18 protein-coding genes and 1 pseudogene are annotated in these 16542 nt (G+C 71.1%); 3 read left to right on the top strand and 16 right to left on the bottom strand.

All coding sequences use genetic code 11. From position 1 onward, the window contains the following. Nucleotides 1-3: 3 nt before the first annotated feature. Nucleotides 4-1674: a choline dehydrogenase gene (gene betA, locus ACFYZB_RS25880; protein WP_388762838.1), complete on the bottom strand. Its 1671-nt coding sequence runs from the start codon at nucleotides 1672-1674 to the stop codon at nucleotides 4-6. A 151-nt stretch (nucleotides 1675-1825) separates the two neighbouring features. Here betA and ACFYZB_RS25875 point away from each other — a divergent pair, with 151 nt between their 5' ends. Next, nucleotides 1826-2623 (top strand): IclR family transcriptional regulator, encoded by a 798-nt coding sequence (locus tag ACFYZB_RS25875; RefSeq protein WP_351213326.1) that lies wholly within the window; start codon nucleotides 1826-1828, stop codon nucleotides 2621-2623. 63 nt (nucleotides 2624-2686) lie between these two features. On the opposite strand, the gene ACFYZB_RS25870 is transcribed toward ACFYZB_RS25875, so the two are convergent. The 9 genes from ACFYZB_RS25870 to ACFYZB_RS25830 form a co-directional block, all read right to left on the bottom strand. Next, nucleotides 2687-3820 (bottom strand): aromatic ring-hydroxylating dioxygenase subunit alpha, encoded by a 1134-nt coding sequence (locus ACFYZB_RS25870; RefSeq protein WP_388762836.1) that lies wholly within the window; start codon nucleotides 3818-3820, stop codon nucleotides 2687-2689. A gap of 49 nt (nucleotides 3821-3869) precedes the next feature. After that, on the bottom strand, nucleotides 3870-5033 hold the full coding sequence (locus tag ACFYZB_RS25865) for an NAD(P)/FAD-dependent oxidoreductase (protein WP_388762834.1): 1164 nt from the start codon (nucleotides 5031-5033) through the stop codon (nucleotides 3870-3872). Next, nucleotides 5030-5392 carry a bifunctional 3-phenylpropionate/cinnamic acid dioxygenase ferredoxin subunit gene (locus tag ACFYZB_RS25860; RefSeq protein WP_351213320.1) on the bottom strand — a complete coding sequence of 121 codons (363 nt, stop codon included), beginning with the start codon at nucleotides 5390-5392 and terminating at the stop codon, nucleotides 5030-5032. The genes ACFYZB_RS25865 and ACFYZB_RS25860 overlap by 4 nt, the downstream gene beginning before the upstream one ends. A gap of 258 nt (nucleotides 5393-5650) precedes the next feature. Continuing rightward, nucleotides 5651-6295 (bottom strand): MBL fold metallo-hydrolase, encoded by a 645-nt coding sequence (locus ACFYZB_RS25855; protein WP_388762832.1) that lies wholly within the window; start codon nucleotides 6293-6295, stop codon nucleotides 5651-5653. After that, the gene (locus ACFYZB_RS25850) at nucleotides 6295-7380 is read right to left on the bottom strand and encodes an S-(hydroxymethyl)mycothiol dehydrogenase (protein ID WP_351213317.1); all 1086 of its coding nucleotides are present in this window, start codon (nucleotides 7378-7380) and stop codon (nucleotides 6295-6297) included. The genes ACFYZB_RS25855 and ACFYZB_RS25850 overlap by 1 nt, the downstream gene beginning before the upstream one ends. Before the next feature lie 174 nt (nucleotides 7381-7554). Next, a complete protein-coding gene (locus ACFYZB_RS25845; protein ID WP_351213315.1) occupies nucleotides 7555-7980 on the bottom strand; it encodes a CBS domain-containing protein in 426 nt (141 codons plus the stop codon). A gap of 35 nt (nucleotides 7981-8015) precedes the next feature. Further along, nucleotides 8016-8318 carry a DUF5133 domain-containing protein gene (locus ACFYZB_RS25840; RefSeq protein WP_388762829.1) on the bottom strand — a complete coding sequence of 101 codons (303 nt, stop codon included), beginning with the start codon at nucleotides 8316-8318 and terminating at the stop codon, nucleotides 8016-8018. Between the two features lie 152 nt (nucleotides 8319-8470). After that, on the bottom strand, nucleotides 8471-8764 hold the full coding sequence (locus ACFYZB_RS25835) for a hypothetical protein (protein WP_351213313.1): 294 nt from the start codon (nucleotides 8762-8764) through the stop codon (nucleotides 8471-8473). Nucleotides 8765-8852: 88 nt separating this feature from the next. Beyond that, a complete protein-coding gene (locus ACFYZB_RS25830; RefSeq protein ID WP_388762828.1) occupies nucleotides 8853-9977 on the bottom strand; it encodes a CapA family protein in 1125 nt (374 codons plus the stop codon). A 258-nt stretch (nucleotides 9978-10235) separates the two neighbouring features. On the opposite strand from ACFYZB_RS25830, the gene ACFYZB_RS25825 reads away from it, so the two are divergent. Beyond that, nucleotides 10236-11270 (top strand): sphingomyelin phosphodiesterase, encoded by a 1035-nt coding sequence (locus tag ACFYZB_RS25825; protein ID WP_388762826.1) that lies wholly within the window; start codon nucleotides 10236-10238, stop codon nucleotides 11268-11270. Between the two features lie 185 nt (nucleotides 11271-11455). Next, nucleotides 11456-11635 (top strand): annotated as a pseudogene (locus ACFYZB_RS25820) (SAM-dependent methyltransferase); the annotation flags it as partial. A gap of 166 nt (nucleotides 11636-11801) precedes the next feature. On the opposite strand, the gene ACFYZB_RS25815 reads toward ACFYZB_RS25820, so the two are convergent. The 6 genes from ACFYZB_RS25815 to ACFYZB_RS25790 all read right to left on the bottom strand — a co-directional run bounded on the left by ACFYZB_RS25815 (nucleotide 11802) and on the right by ACFYZB_RS25790 (nucleotide 16473). Beyond that, nucleotides 11802-12665: an LLM class flavin-dependent oxidoreductase gene (locus tag ACFYZB_RS25815; RefSeq protein ID WP_388762824.1), complete on the bottom strand. Its 864-nt coding sequence runs from the start codon at nucleotides 12663-12665 to the stop codon at nucleotides 11802-11804. 45 nt (nucleotides 12666-12710) lie between these two features. Then, nucleotides 12711-12986 (bottom strand): hypothetical protein, encoded by a 276-nt coding sequence (locus tag ACFYZB_RS25810; protein ID WP_351213305.1) that lies wholly within the window; start codon nucleotides 12984-12986, stop codon nucleotides 12711-12713. A gap of 46 nt (nucleotides 12987-13032) precedes the next feature. Next, nucleotides 13033-13683 (bottom strand): HPP family protein, encoded by a 651-nt coding sequence (locus ACFYZB_RS25805; RefSeq protein ID WP_388762822.1) that lies wholly within the window; start codon nucleotides 13681-13683, stop codon nucleotides 13033-13035. Nucleotides 13684-13707: 24 nt separating this feature from the next. Beyond that, on the bottom strand, nucleotides 13708-14613 hold the full coding sequence (locus ACFYZB_RS25800; RefSeq protein WP_388762821.1) for a universal stress protein: 906 nt from the start codon (nucleotides 14611-14613) through the stop codon (nucleotides 13708-13710). A gap of 169 nt (nucleotides 14614-14782) precedes the next feature. Continuing rightward, nucleotides 14783-15421, bottom strand: coding sequence for a hypothetical protein (locus tag ACFYZB_RS25795; protein ID WP_388762819.1), 639 nt, complete (start codon nucleotides 15419-15421; stop codon nucleotides 14783-14785). Between the two features lie 23 nt (nucleotides 15422-15444). After that, the gene (locus tag ACFYZB_RS25790) at nucleotides 15445-16473 is read right to left on the bottom strand and encodes an alcohol dehydrogenase catalytic domain-containing protein (protein WP_351213423.1); all 1029 of its coding nucleotides are present in this window, start codon (nucleotides 16471-16473) and stop codon (nucleotides 15445-15447) included. Nucleotides 16474-16542 lie beyond the last annotated feature (69 nt).

Genomic DNA, 16542 nt, shown 5'->3' with positions numbered 1-16542 from the left:
GGTCTACCCGGCCTGCTTCTGGGCGTCGCGATGCCGGTAGTACGCGGCCTTGGACGGCTCCAGCGGCTCCTTGCCCAGGATGAGGTCGGCCGCCTTCTCGGCGATCATCATCACCGGTGCGTAGATGTTGCCGTTGGTGACGTACGGCATCACCGAGGCGTCCACCACGCGCAGCCCGTCCAGACCGTGCACCCGCATGCTCTGCGGGTCGACGACGGACATCTCGTCGGTGCCCATCTTGCAGGTGCAGGACGGGTGCAGGGCGGTCTCGCCCTCCTTGGCGACCCACGCCAGGATCTCCTCGTCGGTCTCGACGGAGGGTCCGGGCGAGATCTCGCCGGCATTGTAGGGGCCGAGGGCGGGCTGGCCGAGGATCCTGCGCGCGACGCGGATCGCCTCGACCCACTCGCGGCGGTCCTGCTCGGTGGAGAGGTAGTTGAAGCGCAGCGCGGGCTTGACCCGCGGATCCCGGCTCCTGATCTTCACCGAGCCCATGGCGTCCGAGTACATGGGCCCGACGTGCACCTGGTACCCGTGGCCGCCGGCCGGCGAGGAACCGTCGTAGCGGACGGCGACCGGCAGGAAGTGGAACATCAGGTTGGGGTAGTCCACGTCCTCGTTGCTGCGGGCGAAGCCGCCCGCCTCGAAGTGGTTGGTGGCCGCCGGGCCCGTGCGGAACAGCCACTGCAGCCCGATGAAGGGGGCGCGCCACTTCGCCATGTACGGCTGCATGGAGACCGGCTGCTTGCAGGCGTACTGGACGTACACCTCCAGGTGGTCCTGCATGTTCTCGCCGACGCCCGGCAGGTCGTGGACGACGTCGATGCCGAGGGCGGACAGTTCGGCGGCGTTGCCGACCCCGGAGAGCTGCAGCAGCTGCGGGGAGTTGATCGCGCCGCCGCACAGGATGACCTCGCCGGCGCGGACCTGCTGGGGGGCGCCCTTGCCGCGCCGGTACTCGACCCCGACGGCCCGCTTGCCCTCGAAGAGCACCCGGGTGACGAGGGCACGCGTCCTCACCGTGAGGTTCGGCCGCTTCATCGCGGGCTTGAGGTAGGCCTTCGAGGCCGACAGCCGGCGCCCGCGGTGGACGTTGCGGTCGAACTTGGCGAAGCCCTCCTGGCGGTAGCCGTTGACATCGTCCGTCGGCGCGTAGCCCGCCTCCTGGGTGGCCTTGAGGAAGGCGGTGAAGAGCGGGTTGCTCGCGGGGCCGCGCTCGAGGACGAGGGGTCCGTCATGGCCGCGGAACTCGTCGTCCGGGTCGGCCGCCAGACAGTTCTCCATACGGCGGAAGTACGGCAGACAGTGGGCGTAGTCCCAGGTCTCCATGCCGGGGTCGGCCGCCCAGCGCTCGTAGTCCATGGGGTTGCCGCGCTGGAAGATCATGCCGTTGATGCTGCTGGAGCCACCGAGTACCTTGCCGCGGGCGTGGTAGATGCGGCGGCCGCCCATGTGGGGCTCGGGCTCGGACTCGTACTTCCAGTCGTAGAAGCGGCTGCCGATGGGGTAGGTCAGCGCCGCGGGCATGTGGATGAAGACGTCCCAGGGGTAGTCGGAGCGGCCGGCCTCCAGGACGAGCACCCTGTTGCCGGGGTCGGCCGAGAGCCGGTTCGCCAGTGCGCTGCCGGCCGACCCACCGCCGACGATGACGAAGTCGTACTGCAAGGGAGCCATGGTGCCTCGTCTCGCTCGCGTCGTTGATGTGCCGGGCATGCTAGTACGGGTATCGCTATGCGCACTAGGTTGCGGACGGCGCAACTTGTAAGTTCTTTGTTCACAGCGCGTTACTTGCAGCAAAGTTGTTTACTGCGCGTATAGTTTCGCTATGAGCAACTACAGTCCGGATACCGAAACGAACGGCTCGCCGCCCGGAGGAGTACAGTCCGTCGACCGCGCGATCAGCGTCCTGGAGATCCTGGCCCAGCGCGGCGAGGCCGGCGTGAGCGAGGTGGCCGGCGAGATCGATGTGCACAAGTCCACCGCGTTCCGCCTGCTCGGCGCCCTGGAGGCGCGCGGTCTCGTGGAGCAGTCGGGTGAGCGCGGAAAGTACCGCCTCGGCTTCGGCATCGTACGCCTGGCAGGTGCCGTCACGGGACGCATCGACATCACCCAGCAGGGGCGTCCGGTCTGCGAGCGCCTGGCCGAGGAGATCGGCGAGACGGTCAACATCGCCGTGATGCAGGAGCACTATGCGATCAACCTCTACCAGGTGCGCGGCACGGCCGCCGTCACCGCCCACAACTGGGTCGGCCAGCTCACCCCGCTGCACGCCACCTCCAGCGGCAAGATCATGCTGGCCCACCTGCCCGCCAAGGAGCGCGCCGCGCTGCTGACGGATGCCGGCCTGAAGAAGCTGACTCCCCACACGATCTCCTCGAAGGCGAAGCTGGAGAAGAACCTCGCCGCGGCCCGCGAACGCGGCTACGCCTGGACGCTGGAGGAACTGGAGATCGGGCTGCACGCCATGGCCGCCCCGATCCGTGACCGGGAGGGCCAGGTCATCGCGTCGATCAGCGCCTCCGGGCCCTCGTACCGCTTCACCGAGGAGCGCATGCACGAGCTGGCTCCGGTGCTGGTCAAGGGCGCGGAGGAGATCAGCCACCGGATGGGATACCTCGGCTGAGCGCACGGAGCACGACGGCCGCACGGCCCGCGTACGCCCCCCGCGCGGGCCACGGGCGCTCCCTCACTCCGGACGGTGCGTACCGAGACGCTCGTTCACCCAGTCGTGGAAGGCGCCGATGTGGTGCTCGCTGGGCACGAGCACGCCGCCCTTGGCGTACAGCCGTGAACTCATGCCCGGCTGGGTGCGTTCGCAGGCGTCGAAGTCCTGGCGGTTGACCCGGTCGAAGAGCTCCACGGACCGGCTGACGTCCTTGCCGCTCTCCACGACGTGCGGCAGGTAGAGCCAGTCGCACTCGACGACCGTGCGGTCGACGGCCACGGGGTACATGCGGTGGAAGATCACATGGTCGGGGACGAGGTTGATGAAGACCTGCGGCTTGACGGTGATCGCGTAGTAGCGGCGGTCCTGGTCCTCGGACACGCCGGGGATGCGGTCCAGGCCCTCACTGCCGTCCACGGTGAAGCCCTGGATCTCCTCGCCGAACTCCGCGCCGTGCCCGACGTAGTACTGGGCCGCGTAGCCGTCCGCGAACTCCGGGAGCACCTCGGTCAGTTCGGGGTGGATCGTGGCGCAGTGGTAGCACTCCATGAAGTTCTCGATGATGAGCTTCCAGTTCGCCTTGACGTCGTAGACGATCCGCTTGCCGACCGAGAGGTTCTCGACGTCGTAGCGCTCGATCGACCCGACGTCGCCGAGGCGTTCGACGATCGCGCCGATCACGTCCTCCTCGAAGGAGGGCGGGTTCTCCGCGAGGCACACCCAGACATAGCCGAGCCATTCGCGGACGGCCACGCTCACCAGGCCGTACTCGGTGCGGCCGACGTCGGGCATCTTGGTCAGGTTGGGTGCCGCGACGAGCTTGCCGTTCAGGTCGTAGGTCCAGGCGTGGTAGGGGCACTGGAAGGCCCGCTTGACCTCGCCCGTCTCGTCGGTGCAGAGCTTGGCACCGCGGTGCCGGCACACGTTGAAGTAGGCGCGGACGGAGTTGTCCCGGGCACGGGTGACCAGGATGCTCTCGCGTCCCACGTCGACGGTGCGGAAGGCACCGGGCCTGGCCAGGTCGGAGGAGCGGGCCACGCAGAACCACATCGCCTCGAAGATGCGCTCCTGTTCCTGGGCGAAGATGCCGGGATCCGTGTAGGCGGAGCCGGGGAGAGTGGCGATCAGGCTGTCCGGCAGGCTGGTCGAGGTCACAGTGCACTCCTCGGGAATGTGGACCGATGGGAGGGGCTATGGGGTGGTGTCACGATGCGGCGGAGGCGAACTGCTTGCGCCGGCGGGTGAACAGCCGCGGCTGGTTCATGCCGAGCACGGCGACCGGCCGGTCGGCCCGGCGGTAGACCGCCAGAAAACTGCGGTCGTCGGTCGAGCCCTCCTCGACCGTCACGCTGTCGGCCCCGGCGGCGTGGCCGACGAACTGGATCTTCACGCCGTACTGATCGGACCAGAAGTACGGCGGCCGGGGCACACCCGGTTCCGTCGCACCGTGAGCGAGAAGTGCGGCGACGGCGGCGTCCGGCCGTTCCAGCGCGCCGGTCCAGTGCTCGACCCTGCGGTGGAAACCGACGTGCGGGTCGTACCAGCTGGCGCAGTCCCCCACGGCGACCACCCCGGCGACACTGGTGCGTCCGTCGACACCGCACTGCACGCCGTTGTCGAGGGCGACGCCGGAGCCCTCCAGCCACTCGACGCAGGGGCGCGCGCCCACGCCGACGACGACGGTGTCGGCGGGGATGCTGCGCCCGTCCTCCAGCAGTACGGCGTCGACCCGGCGCTCCCCGCTCAGCCCCTTCACCCCGACCCCGCACTGCAGCCGCACACCGTGATCGGTGTGGAGGGCGGAGACGATCTGGCCCATGGCCTCGCCGAGCGGTCCGGCCAGCGGTGTCGGCGCCGCCTCGACCACGGTCACGTCGAGGCCGAGGGCGTACGCCGTGGAGGCGACCTCGGCGCCGATGAAGCCGCCACCGATCACCACCACCCGTCCGCCCCGGGCCAGGTCGTCCCTCAGGGCCCGGGCGTCGTCCAGCGTGCGCAGTACATGGACGCCGGCGAGCCCTTCGGTGCCGGGCAGGGTGCGGGCGGCGGCGCCGGTCGCGATGACCACGCCGTCGGCGCGTATCTCCCGGCCGTCGGCGAGCCGGATCGCCCGCTCGGTGCGGTCGAGTCCGACGGCGCGGGCGCCGAGCACCCACTCGGCCTGGAGCTCCTCGTCGTCCCGCTCCAGCGCCAGTTCCGCCTCGCCGACGGCACCGGCCAGGAACTCCTTGGACAACGGCGGCCTGTCGTAGGGGCGGTGGAGCTCGGCGCCGACGACGACCAGCCGGCCGTCGTACCCCCGCTTGCGCAGCGAGCGCGCGGCCGACAGACCGGCCAGCGACGCGCCCACCACGGTGACGGTCCTCACGCGGGGCCTCCGGCCAGGCGCGCGGCGATGCACGGCGGCAGGTTGGGAGCCTGAGTGGACAGCCGCACATAGACCATGCCGTCCTCGACGAGGACCTCGTGGGTGCGGACCGGGAGCTTGGCCGGCGGGGCGTCCACGGCCCCGGTCCGCAGGTCGAACTTGGAGGCGTGCAGGGGGCATTCCACCTCACAGCCCTCCAGCCAGCCGTCGGCGAGCGACGCGTCCTGGTGGGTGCAGGTGTCGTCGATGGCGAAGAGCTCGCCGTCGTCGGTGTGGAACACCGAAACGGGCGGGTCGATGTCGAGCCGGTGGGCCTCGCCTCGCGGCAGATCCGCGAGGCGGCACGCGGGAATCATCATGACACCTCGGTGCGTATAGCGAAACGGATTGCGATTAGCGCAACGTCAGTCTGCTGGCCGCTTGGAAGCGTTGTCAAGGCATCCAGAGGCCTGTTTGCAGGGTGCCCGGCGACCGATTTCCGGGCACGCCGGAGCGACCTCGAAAGGGCAGGTCAGCAGGCTGATCAGCGAGTGGTGCGGGGGTGCGACGACGGCCCCGCCGCCGGTGCCGTCCACGTCGGTCCGTCACCGGGGGCAGGGCCGCTGCTCGCCGTGCGGTCAGAAGCCGCGCTCGATCCACTCCTGAAGATGAGGCGCCTCGGCGCCGATGATGGTGGTGTCGCCGTGACCGGTGTGCACGACGGTGTCGTCCGGCAGGGCCAGGAGGCGTTCCCTGATCGAACGGGTGATGGTGGGGAAGTCGCTGTACGACCGTCCCGTCGCCCCCGGCCCGCCGGCGAACAGCGTGTCGCCGCTGAACAGCGCGGACAGGCGCGGGGCGTACAGACACACGGCTCCGGGGGCATGTCCCGGGGTGTGCAGCACGGTCAGCTCCACTCCGGCGACAGTGAGGCGCTGTCCGTCGGTCAGCTCGCCGTCGGGTGCCCGGTCGGGATGGGTCTGTTTCCACAGCGGCAGATCGTCGGGGTGCAGCAGGATCGGGGCGCCGGTCCGGGCCGCGAGGTCGGGTGCGACGTCGATGTGGTCGTCGTGCGCGTGGGTGCACACGATCGCCCGCAGGGCGCGCCCGCCGAGGGCCCGGGCGATGGCATCGGCGTCATGAGCGGCGTCGATCACGACCGCCTCGGTGTCGTCACCGACGATCCACACGTTGTTGTCGACGTCCCAGGTGCCGCCGTCCAGCGAGAACGTCCCCGAGGTGACGAGACGTTCGACGCGGGCGCCCGCCGTCCCGGCCGGCATCAGAGGACCACCACCGAACGCAGCACGTCCCCGCCGTGCATCCGCTCGAAGGCCTTCTCGACCTCGTCCAGCGCGATGGTCTCGGTGACGAAGGCGTCCAGGTCGAGCCGGCCCTGCAGATAGAGGTCGATGAGCATCGGGAAGTCACGCGAGGGCAGACAGTCGCCGTACCAGGACGACTTGAGGGCGCCGCCGCGACCGAAGACGTCCAGCAGGGGCAGTTCGAGCTTCATCTCGGGGGTGGGGACGCCGACGAGGACGACGGTGCCGGCGAGGTCGCGGGCGTAGAAGGCCTGCCGGTACGTCTCCGGGCGGCCGACGGCCTCGATGACGACGTCGGCGCCGAAGCCGCCGGTGAGCTCGCGCACCGCGTCGACCGCGTCGGTCTCCCGGGAGTTGACGGTGTGGGTCGCGCCCAGCTTCTTCGCGGTGTCCAGCTTGCGGTCGTCGATGTCCACGGCGATGATCCTCGCCGCACCCGCAAGCCTCGATCCGACGACCGCCGCGGCTCCCACACCGCCACACCCGATCACGGCGACGGTGTCCCCACGGCCCACGTTCCCCGTGTTGATGGCCGCGCCGAGGCCGGCCATCACGCCGCAGCCGAGCAGCCCGGCCGCAGCGGGCGAGGCGGCCCGGTCGACCTTGGTGCACTGGCCGGCCGCGACGAGGGTCTTCTCGGCGAAGGCGCCGATGCCCAGCGCCGGCGACAGCTCCGTGCCGTCCGCCAGGGTCATCCTCTGCTTCGCGTTGTGCGTGTTGAAGCAGTACCAGGGCCGCCCGCGCAGACAGGCCCTGCACTGACCGCACACGGCACGCCAGTTCAGGATCACGAAGTCACCGGGAGCCACCTCGGTGACCCCCTCGCCGACCGCTTCGACCACGCCAGCGGCCTCATGCCCCAGCAGGTACGGGAACTCGTCGCCGATACCGCCCTCGCGATAGTGCAGATCGGTGTGGCAGACCCCGCAGGCCTCGATCTTGACCAGCGCCTCGCCCGGGCCGGGATCGGGCACGACGATGGTTTCCAGACTGACAGGGGCACCCTTGCTCCGCGCGACGACACCACGGACCTGCTGGGACATGGCCACTCCTCGGCTCACAGCGGATCGAGATGTTGCCTATTACGGCACACCTCTCACGTTTCGCAACACAGCATCGCCGAGGCCGAAGCGGCGGTCAAGGATCCGTCAGCCGTCAAAGAGTTCGCCAACGACTCGGCCGGCCGAGTCGTTGGCGATGGGGTGTCCCTTCCGCGATCAGGCGGGCGCGTACACCCGGTGGACGAACTCCGCGAGCTTGTCGTCACTGAGGTGCCGGGCGATGTCGGTCTCGCTGATCATGCCGATCATGCGCTTGTTCTCGACCACCGGCAGGCGCTTGATCTGGTGGCCCTCCATCTCCCGCAGGGCGTCCGAGATGTCGGCGGCGGCATCGATCCAGCGCGGCGTGCCCTCGCACAGGTCACCGCAGGTCATCCGCGCGGGGTCATGGCCCGAGGCGACACACTTCACCACGATGTCGCGGTCGGTGATGATGCCGCACATGCGGTCGCCGTTGTCGGGATCGCTGACCGGAAGTGCACCCAGCTCGTGGTCCCGCATCATCTGCGCGGCCCGGTCCAGCGTCTCGTGCCGGGGTATCCACTGGGCGCCCCGGCTCATGATGTCCTTCGCAGTCGTCATCGTTCGTCCCTTCACGGCTGTACCGGTGCGAGCAGTCAGCCCGCCCGGGAATCCTGGGTCCTCGAAGTGGATCGCCGCGGCCTCCGGCCGACGGAGGCCGCCCGGATCCGGCCGTTGCGCTCCCTCAGGTACGTGGCCAGGTCGGTGCGCAGATAGCGCCGGGCCGCTTCGGCCGCCTCCCGCGGGGTGCGCTCGCCCATCAGCACGCACAGCGTGTAGCCCGAGTCCTCGAAGGCGGCACGCGAGGCGAGATCGGCGGGTGCCGCGACCGTGGCGCGCTCGCACAGTCGGTAGCGGCGCAGCAGACGGCGCACTTCGGATTTCGCCGGCAGGAGCATGGTGCAGTTCACCACCCCAGGGGGCTCGGCGGAGAGTTCCGGTGGTGGCGCCGATGGCGCGGCGCACGAACCCCGTCCATGGCCCGAACAAGGCCTTCAGCCATGGTGCACGAGGCGCGTGGCGCTGTCTTGTTGGCGTTTCAATCGACCGGTCAGCCCGCCGAGAGTGGCCCTGTCCTGCGTCCCCGCCCCCAGGGGACGCGGTGGCGGCGGTGACGGTGCCGGTGGGTGCCGGCCGTGGCCGCCATCGCCAGGCCCAGGCAGAAGATGAGCGCCAGCGCGAGGCCCGAGCTGAACAGCGCGAGGCCGTTCATCGTGGCGATGTCGTGGCCGAGGACGGACACGGTGTATCCGGGCCCGCCGGACAGGTTGCCGATGATGGCCAGGGCCGTGAAGGCACCCGCGCCCACGAGCAGGAGCAGTCCGAGGAACAGCATCGGGGTCATCTCCTCAGGAAACGTCTGCCACCGCACGGGTACCCGCGACTCTCCGGCCATACCCCCACCGCACCGCGTGACGCCCGGCGACCCTGCCTCACCGGCCCGCGCCCGCGAACCCCCCGGCGACTCCGAGCGTGCCGTCGGCCTCCATGGCGATGTGCAGGCCGCGGCTGATCCGGTCGAGGGTCGAGCGCAGCCATGCGCGGTCCCGGTCACCGGCGGGCTCCAGCCGCATCCGCCGCGCCTGCCACGGGAAGATCCGCAGGGCGACGGGGCGCCCCGTGTCCGCCTCGACCGAGACGAGGTAGCCGAGCCTGAGGTCGTCGCGGTACTCCTCGTAGCCCGAGATGCCCTCGTAGTCGTCGATGAAGTCGCCGCAGCCGTAGAGGATCAGCCGGTCCCGGTAGAGCTCGACGGGGCGGGGATGGTGCGAGGAGTGCCCGTGGACAAGGTCGACGCCGCCGTCGACCAGGGCGTGCGCGAAGCGCGTCTGCTCGTGGGGGACGAGATATCCCCAGTTGGAGCCCCAGTGCACCGACAGGACCACGACGTCGCCCGGTTGCCGGTCCCGCCGCACCCGCTGCAGGGCCGCCTCGGCTGCCGCCGCCGACAGCTCCTGGGCATAGGCGACGCCGGGGAGGTCCGTGGTCGCGGCCCAGTCGGGCGGGATGCCGCTGGACAGTGCCCCCAGAGCGTGGACCAGGACGCGGCGGCCGGGCCCGACCGGGACCGTCACGGACGCGTAGGCCTCCTCGGCGGTGCGCCCCGCGCCCACGGCCCGCAGGCCCGCACCGGCGAGTGCGTCCAGCGTTTCCGCCAGGCCCGGCCGACCGAAGTCCAGCACGTGGTTGTTGGACAGGACGCACACATCGGGCCGTGCCACCGTCAGCGCGGGGAGGTTGGCCGGGTGCATCCGGTAGTGCACCGCCTTCCCCGGCATGAACGCATCACTGCGCGTGACAGCCGTCTCCAGATTCACGATCCGGGCATCCGGCGCGACCTCGTCCAGCAGCGCCAGCGCCTCGCCCCACGGCCAGGCCGGGTCGACCGGCGCGGGGATCGGACCGCTGACCGCCTCGGCCAGTTCCACGTACGACCGGGCATCCGTGACGTAACCCTCGCGCAGTACCGGACTTCCGGGGTGCGGCAGGATCTGGTCGACGCCACGCCCGAGCATCACGTCGCCGCACAGAAACAGCGTCACCACACCGCCGCCCATACACCCACCCTAGGGCGGCGTCCTCCCGGCACGCTCCGGCCCAGCGTCCGTGTGAGCAGACGGGAGACGAGCAGAAGGCGTCGGCCTGTCGGATTCACTCCGCACGGGACGAACTTGTCCAGACACCTTTTCTCCATGAGGTGATCGAACGAAGTTCCCTCGGACGTACCGGTGAGCACCCTAGAGTCGGCGCTGTCATGTACGCGACCGGAGTATCCGGTCACGGCCCGGGGACTACCCACCTCACCAGGAGAGCGCATGGTCTCGCGTCGTACAGCTACCGCCCTCACCTCCGCAGCGGCAGCTCTGCTGCTCGGCTTCAGCGGCTACGCGGCCCCCGCCGCGAGCGCGGGCACCGGCACCGGTCTCTCGGTGTTCGCCTGGAACGTCGATCTCGGCACCGCGATCGTCGACAGCACCCAGAACGAGAAGGCGGCGCAACGCACCCCCACCATCGAGTCCGTCATCCGCAAGCACAGCGCGGACGTGGTGGTGCTGGACGAGGACTTCAACAACAGCTCGACCGCCGACATCACCAGCAAGCTCGCCGACCTCTACCCCTACCACACCCCTGTCGTCGGCCAGACCTGTTCCGGCGGCGGCTGGACGGGCATCAGCGGTGACTGTTCCAACTCGTGGTTCGTCATCAACGGCGGCACCATGATCCTCTCCAAGTACCCGATCACCGCCCAGTACGCCCATGTCTTCAGCAACTCCACCTACGGCACCTGGGACTACCACGCCAACAAGGGCGCGGCGCTGGTGCAGATCCAGAAGGACGGTGTGAAGAGCTGGGTGGTCGGCACCCACCTGCAGGCCGACGAGTCCGACACGTCCACGGACACCACGCAGTCCACCCGGCTCGCCCAACTCGGCGAGATCCGCACCTGGGTGGACGGCATCGCCGGCTCGACCGCGCCGGTGCTGATCGGCGGCGACCTGAACGTGGAGTACTACGGCGGCCGGTCGCGCGGTGACTACACCGACGCCCAGACCGCGGTGAACGGCGTACTCGGCACCCCGGCCACCGACTCCGGTCAGCCCCTGAGGACCATGGACTGCCCGGTCTCCGCCTGGTGCCAGTACATGTCCGGCATCGAGTCCTTCCCGAAGGACTACCGGGACGACCTCGACTACATCGGCTATCTCGACGCGCCGGGCCGCCCGACGCCGGCCGCGCTGCCCACCGTCCAGGTGGACTTCGACCCGCAGTCCGGCTGGACCGCGGGCCAGATCGACACCAACGCTCCGAGCGACCACTACCCGGTCGAGGCGACCTTCCAGCTCGGCTGACGGTGCGCGCGACCGACCGGCCGGACGGCGGAGAACCCCCGGGACACCAGGGCCCGGGGGTGCGGGAATCCGCAGGGTGGGCCACCGGCCCAAGGTGTACGAAACAGGTGGCACGGGCTGAGCCCTGCCGCACAGACGCTCCGTCCGACGGCCGGTAGCCCGAACCCATGGGCGGCGGGCGGCCGTTCGGACGCAGCGGTGCCGTCCCGTACAAGCTGCGCACGGTCGACGAGATCACCGGGTTCTTCGACGGCCTGGAACTCATCGACCCCGGTGTCGTCCCGGTCACGCAGTGGCGCCCGGAGCCCGGTGCGCCCGGCCCGGACATCATCGCCGAACACGGCGGCCCAGCCCGGAAGCCGTAGCCCACGACCGGCCGAACGTCACCAGGAGGGTGCGGGCGTGAGCGTGGGGTGGAGGTGTGCGGCGAGGCGGGCTCGGAGTCTCCCCTCGTGGCGTGTGCGCCGGCGGACCCCTCGGCGACGCAACGTCCGGATCACCGACGCGGCCTCGGGTACGGCGACGATGAGTTCAGGACATCGGCGGGCCCGCCTCGACGCGGCGCAGCACCGGTGCCAGACGGTCCAGGTCGGGGCCGGTCTGAACCTGCCGCTCGTCCCACCAGGTGGCACCGGCGTCGTACAGCGGACCGAGCACGTCCCTGGCCCTGGCCGGGTCCGGGGGCGTGGCGCCGCCGAGCACGAACGCGAAGGGGCGCTCGCTTGCGGCCGTACGCTGCTTGCGCACGTAGCCGACCAGTTCCCGTACCTCCGCCGCATCCGGCACATGCCCGTGCCGGGCCGTCTCGAAGAGTGGCACCGCGCCGTCCCACCGCGCCGCTCGGCGCATGGGCGGGCGGCGCGGCCAGAACCCGCCGATCCACACCGGCGGTCCGGGCCGCTGCACGGTGGCGGGCAGCAGCGTCACGTCCCGCGCCCGGTAGTGCCGGCCGTGGTGGTTCACCGGCTCGCCGGACCACAGCCGCCGCAACAGTTCAAGTCCCTCGTCCAGCCGCTCGGCGAGGAGGCGTGGATCGGTGGTGTCGCCGAAGCTGCCGTACTCGTCCTCGATCGGACCTCCCAGGCCCGCGGCGAAGATCACCCGGCCACCGCTGAGATGGTCCAACGTGGCCACCTGGCGGGCGAGTTGCTGCGGACGGTAACGCGGCACCGGCGTCAGCAGGGCGCCGAGCCGGATCCGGGAGGTCGCCAGTGCGGCGGCGGTCAGCAGCATCCAGGGGTCCCCGAAGGGACGGCCCTGGTGGTGCCGGTGCACCACGTGGTCCCAGACGAACAGCCCGTCCCAGCCCGCCGCTTCGGCCGCAGCCGCCACGGTCGCGACGTTACGGGGATCGGCGAAGTCGCCGAAGTTGGGGACGTTGACGGAGAACCGCATCCCAACAGGATGCGCACCCGGCGGCGCAGGGGCAATCCGGTTTGCTCAGAGTCGGGGGACGGTGGAGCCGCCGCCCGCCCTGACCGCTTCCACGGCTGCCTGATGCAGGTGCCGGCTCTGCACCTCGGAACGGCAGGGCACGGGACTTCCGGTCAGGGTGAACCATTCGGAGGTTCCCGTGTACTGGACCGACACGTCGGCCTCGTTGCCGTCCCAGGTGGTGTGGACGGTCAGGTCGCCGACGACGACCCCCGCCTCCTCGGTTCGCGTGCCGCCCGGGCCGGTGAAGACCCCGGGGGTGGTCCAAGATGCCCAGACCATGACGTCAGCCTCCCTTCATGAGCGAACGGCCCCGCGAGCGGGACCGCTACGGAATGACGATTCCGCGTGCCTGCGCCGCGCGGCGCGGCGGCAGCCCGTCCAGGGCGGCCCGTGCGGGATGCCGGCCGTCGGACTCGGTGCGGGTGTGCAGGCCCGCGGCTGCGGCCACGTAGTGCCGGGCCGTGAGCAGGCCGACCAGCCGCCCGCGTGCATCCGTGACCGGCAGGGCGTCGAGGTGTTCCTCGGTCATCACGGCCGCCGCCCGCAGCACCGACTCCTCGGGGTGGACCGTGACGGTCCGGCGCGCGTGCACGAGCTCGCGGACCCTGCTGCGGGACAGGGGCGCAGCCGCGGCGGCACAGGCCACCGCGACTTCTGCGCGGTCCAGCACTCCGGCGCAGCAGCCGTCCGCACGGACCACCGGGAGCTGACACTGCTCGGACCGCTCCATGACCTCCCAGGCCATCAGCACGCTCTCGTCGTCGCCGATCGAGTACGGGGCGGCATCCATCAGACTCCGCACCGCGAGTTGCTCGTCCATGGTCGCCTCCTCGTGCCGGGCGGGCGTACGGCCCCGGTCGTCCCCCTCGGCCGCCGGTGGTGTCGCGGCCGGCCCCCTTTCACCCTCGCCGGACGGGCGGCCCCAGTCATCGGGCCGCATGGCCTCTTCCGGGCCGTCGGCTCCGCGCTCGGCCATGGGTCTCCTCCTCGCAGTGGCGGGTCAGCCGTGTGCGACGACCGCGACGGGGGCGGCGACGTGGTGGATGGCGGCGTGCGCGACATGGCCGATGCGGGCGCCGAAAAGGCCCGTGCGGATTCGCCGGCCGACGACGGCCAGTGAGGCGTCGCGGGCATCCTCGACGAGGTTCTGTGCGGCGCTGCCGGTCCGGCTCGACTCGATCACCTCCACGTCCGGGAACTTCTGCCGCCACGGTCGCAGCACCTTGCTCAGCAGGCCGGCCTGTCCGCGCGCGAGCGAGTCGCGGAGCTCGGCGTCACCGGAGAAGCGGTAGAAGGCGGTCGGTGGCTCGGGCCGGCTGTGGACGACCCGCAAGGGGGCTTTCCGGCACGCGGCGGCGTCGAAGGCGAACTCCAGCAGGGTGTCGTTCGGATCGTCGATGTCGAGACCGAGCACGACGGGCCGGAAGGGCGCCGCAGTGGACGACACGCCCGCGCGTTGCGTCTCGTGCTCGGCCGCGGCCCGCTCTCCTGCCCGCACCAGCACCACCGGACGCTCGGCGCGGGCCACGACGGCCAGACTCACCGAGCCGCCCAGGAACCCGCCCACCGCACCGAGACCCCGTGAACCCAGCACCAGCATTTCGGCGGAACCCGCCGCCTCGCACAGGAGGTCGGCCACCGTTCCGGTGAGCTGCTCGGCGACCGCCGCGATGCCCGGGTGACGCAACCGGATGCCCTCGACGGACTCCCGCAGCATCTGCTCGGCCCAGTGCTGGTAGCTCTCGGGGGCCAGCAGCGGGTTCTGGGCCAGGCGCCGAGGGACCGGCTCGCTGACGTACACGATCTTCAGCGGCAGGCCGCGCAGCAGCGCCTCGCGCGCCGCCCACTCCACCGCGGCCCGGCTCTCGGGCGAGCCGTCGATGCCTGCCACGACGGTTCCGGGCATGGTCTCCGCCTCCAGGGTGAGGGTTTCGTCTCCGGGCCGGCGCCGTGCCGGGCGGCATCGGGGGCCACATGACCCCGGCGAGGGGCCGGCGTCCGGGGGGTCGGCAGGGGCTGCGAGGCCGACCCGCTCAGCGGCGGGGCCCTGGAGGCCTTGGCGCAGGCGCCGGCGCTCATGACCGGCCTCCTTCAGCACCGGGTGCGGGGAGGACGTACGTACGGCCCTCCCGGCCCCACTCCCCGAACTCGGGGGCCAGACCGGCGTCCATCGCCCGCAGGCAAGGGCGGCCGATGTGCGCGTACACCAGGCGCCCGACCCGCTTCCCTGCCGCCTCCGCGCCGACGTCCCGTACGGGGGCGTGCCCGCCCACTCCGCCGCGGAAGCGGACGGGGCGGTCCCAGGAGGAGGCTTCGGCGAACATCAGGTCCGCCTCGGCGGCCCAGGCGGGGAAGGTCCGGAACTCCGGTGCCCACACCGCCTCCCCCGGCTCTGACTCGATGCGGTAACCGCAGGTGGGGTGGGAGGTGTGCGCGACCGGCAGCGCGTGGATGCGCAGCTCGCCGAGGTCCAGGTCCGTCATGCGCGGCACCAGCCCGCGCTCGGCGGCGAGGCGTCGCAGGGCGGAGCGCAGTTCGGCGTGCTCATCGGTGACGAGCCAGGCGTCCAGCCGGCCCTCGGGGGGCTCCGCGCCGGGACCGCCGTCGAACGCGACGCGCCGGCGGCCGTAGGCGACCAGCAGGCCGGCCGGGGCGAAACGCGGGGACGCCATGGCGCCCACACCCAGCAGCGTGAGCCGGAGCCGGCGCGTCATACCCGTCACCTCCCAAAGAACCTTCATCGACGGTGCAGGACGACCTTCAGGGCGCCCGTGCTGGTCCCGCGCGCGAACACGTCGTACGCGTCCTCCATCCGGTCCAGGCCGAAGGTGTGGGTGACCAACCCGGCGACGGGCAGACGCCGGAACCTCATCAGCTCGAGCAGCCGCGGGGTGGAGGACGTGTCCACCTGGCCCGTACTGATCGTCACGTTCTTGCGCCACAGGGACTCGAGATGCAGCGTCACCGGTCTGCCGTGCGCGCCGATGTTGGCGATGTGCCCGCCCGTGCGGACCGCGCGGGTGCACAGGACGAAGCCATCCGGTTCCCCCGACGCCTCGATGACCACGTCGGCGCCCGGTCCCTCGGACAGCTCGGCGAGCATCCTCCCCGGTGACTCGGCGGCATCGGCCCCCACGCGGACGGCGGTCTCCAGCCGGGCGCCGGCCAGGTCCACCGCGATGATCCTGCGGGGAGAGTAGAGCCGGGAGGCGACCACGGCCGCGAGGCCGACGGGTCCCGCGCCCACCACGACCACGGTGTCCCCCGGCGACACACGGCCGTTGCGCACCCCGACCTCGTAGGCGGTCGGGAGGAGTTCGGCGAGCAGCACCGCGTCGTCGAGCGGGACGTCGCAAGGGCATCGGGTGGTGGACTGATCGGCGAAGGGAACCCGTACCAACTCGGCGTGGGTGCCGTCGATCAGGCCTCCCAGAAGCCATCCGCCGCCCCCGGCGCACTGGCCGTACATCCCGTCGCGGCACGCCCAGCACCCTCCGCACGCCGAGACCGACGACACGATCACCTGGTCACCGGGACGCAGGTGATGGACCTCGCCACCGACCTCCACGACCTCGCCCACGGCCTCGTGACCGAGGACCGTTCCCGGCTTCACCTCGGGGAGGTCCCCGCGGAGGATGTGGAGATCGCTGCCGCAGATGGTGGTCGCGTCGACGCGCACGATCGCGTCGGTCGGCTCCTCGATCGCAGGATCCGGGACCGTGTCCCAGGAGGTCTCCGACGGGCCGTGGTAGACGAGCGCTCGCACGGTGCTCACTTCCTCGCTCTTCCCTCCTCCACGGTCACGCCCACCGGTCTTCCGGGCAACACGACCGCC

The sequence above is a fragment of the Streptomyces sp. NPDC001852 genome, assembly GCF_042891825.1.
Taxonomy (GTDB): Bacteria; Actinomycetota; Actinomycetes; order Streptomycetales; family Streptomycetaceae; genus Streptomyces.
The sequence above is the reverse complement of the archived record's forward strand: the minus strand, read 5'-3'. Positions and strand labels throughout refer to the sequence as shown.

Coding starts and splice junctions, on each gene's coding strand:
- betA (WP_388762838.1), bottom strand. CDS start 1,674: ATGGCTCCCTTGCAGTACGACTTCGTCATCGTCGGCGGTGGGTCGGCC.
- ACFYZB_RS25875 (WP_351213326.1), top strand. CDS start 1,826: ATGAGCAACTACAGTCCGGATACCGAAACGAACGGCTCGCCGCCCGGA.
- ACFYZB_RS25860 (WP_351213320.1), bottom strand. CDS start 5,392: ATGATGATTCCCGCGTGCCGCCTCGCGGATCTGCCGCGAGGCGAGGCC.
- ACFYZB_RS25855 (WP_388762832.1), bottom strand. CDS start 6,295: ATGCCGGCCGGGACGGCGGGCGCCCGCGTCGAACGTCTCGTCACCTCG.
- ACFYZB_RS25850 (WP_351213317.1), bottom strand. CDS start 7,380: ATGTCCCAGCAGGTCCGTGGTGTCGTCGCGCGGAGCAAGGGTGCCCCT.
- ACFYZB_RS25845 (WP_351213315.1), bottom strand. CDS start 7,980: ATGACGACTGCGAAGGACATCATGAGCCGGGGCGCCCAGTGGATACCC.
- ACFYZB_RS25840 (WP_388762829.1), bottom strand. CDS start 8,318: ATGCTCCTGCCGGCGAAATCCGAAGTGCGCCGTCTGCTGCGCCGCTAC.
- ACFYZB_RS25835 (WP_351213313.1), bottom strand. CDS start 8,764: ATGACCCCGATGCTGTTCCTCGGACTGCTCCTGCTCGTGGGCGCGGGT.
- ACFYZB_RS25830 (WP_388762828.1), bottom strand. CDS start 9,977: ATGGGCGGCGGTGTGGTGACGCTGTTTCTGTGCGGCGACGTGATGCTC.
- ACFYZB_RS25825 (WP_388762826.1), top strand. CDS start 10,236: ATGGTCTCGCGTCGTACAGCTACCGCCCTCACCTCCGCAGCGGCAGCT.
- ACFYZB_RS25815 (WP_388762824.1), bottom strand. CDS start 12,665: ATGCGGTTCTCCGTCAACGTCCCCAACTTCGGCGACTTCGCCGATCCC.
- ACFYZB_RS25810 (WP_351213305.1), bottom strand. CDS start 12,986: ATGGTCTGGGCATCTTGGACCACCCCCGGGGTCTTCACCGGCCCGGGC.
- ACFYZB_RS25805 (WP_388762822.1), bottom strand. CDS start 13,683: ATGGCCGAGCGCGGAGCCGACGGCCCGGAAGAGGCCATGCGGCCCGAT.
- ACFYZB_RS25800 (WP_388762821.1), bottom strand. CDS start 14,613: ATGCCCGGAACCGTCGTGGCAGGCATCGACGGCTCGCCCGAGAGCCGG.
- ACFYZB_RS25795 (WP_388762819.1), bottom strand. CDS start 15,421: ATGACGCGCCGGCTCCGGCTCACGCTGCTGGGTGTGGGCGCCATGGCG.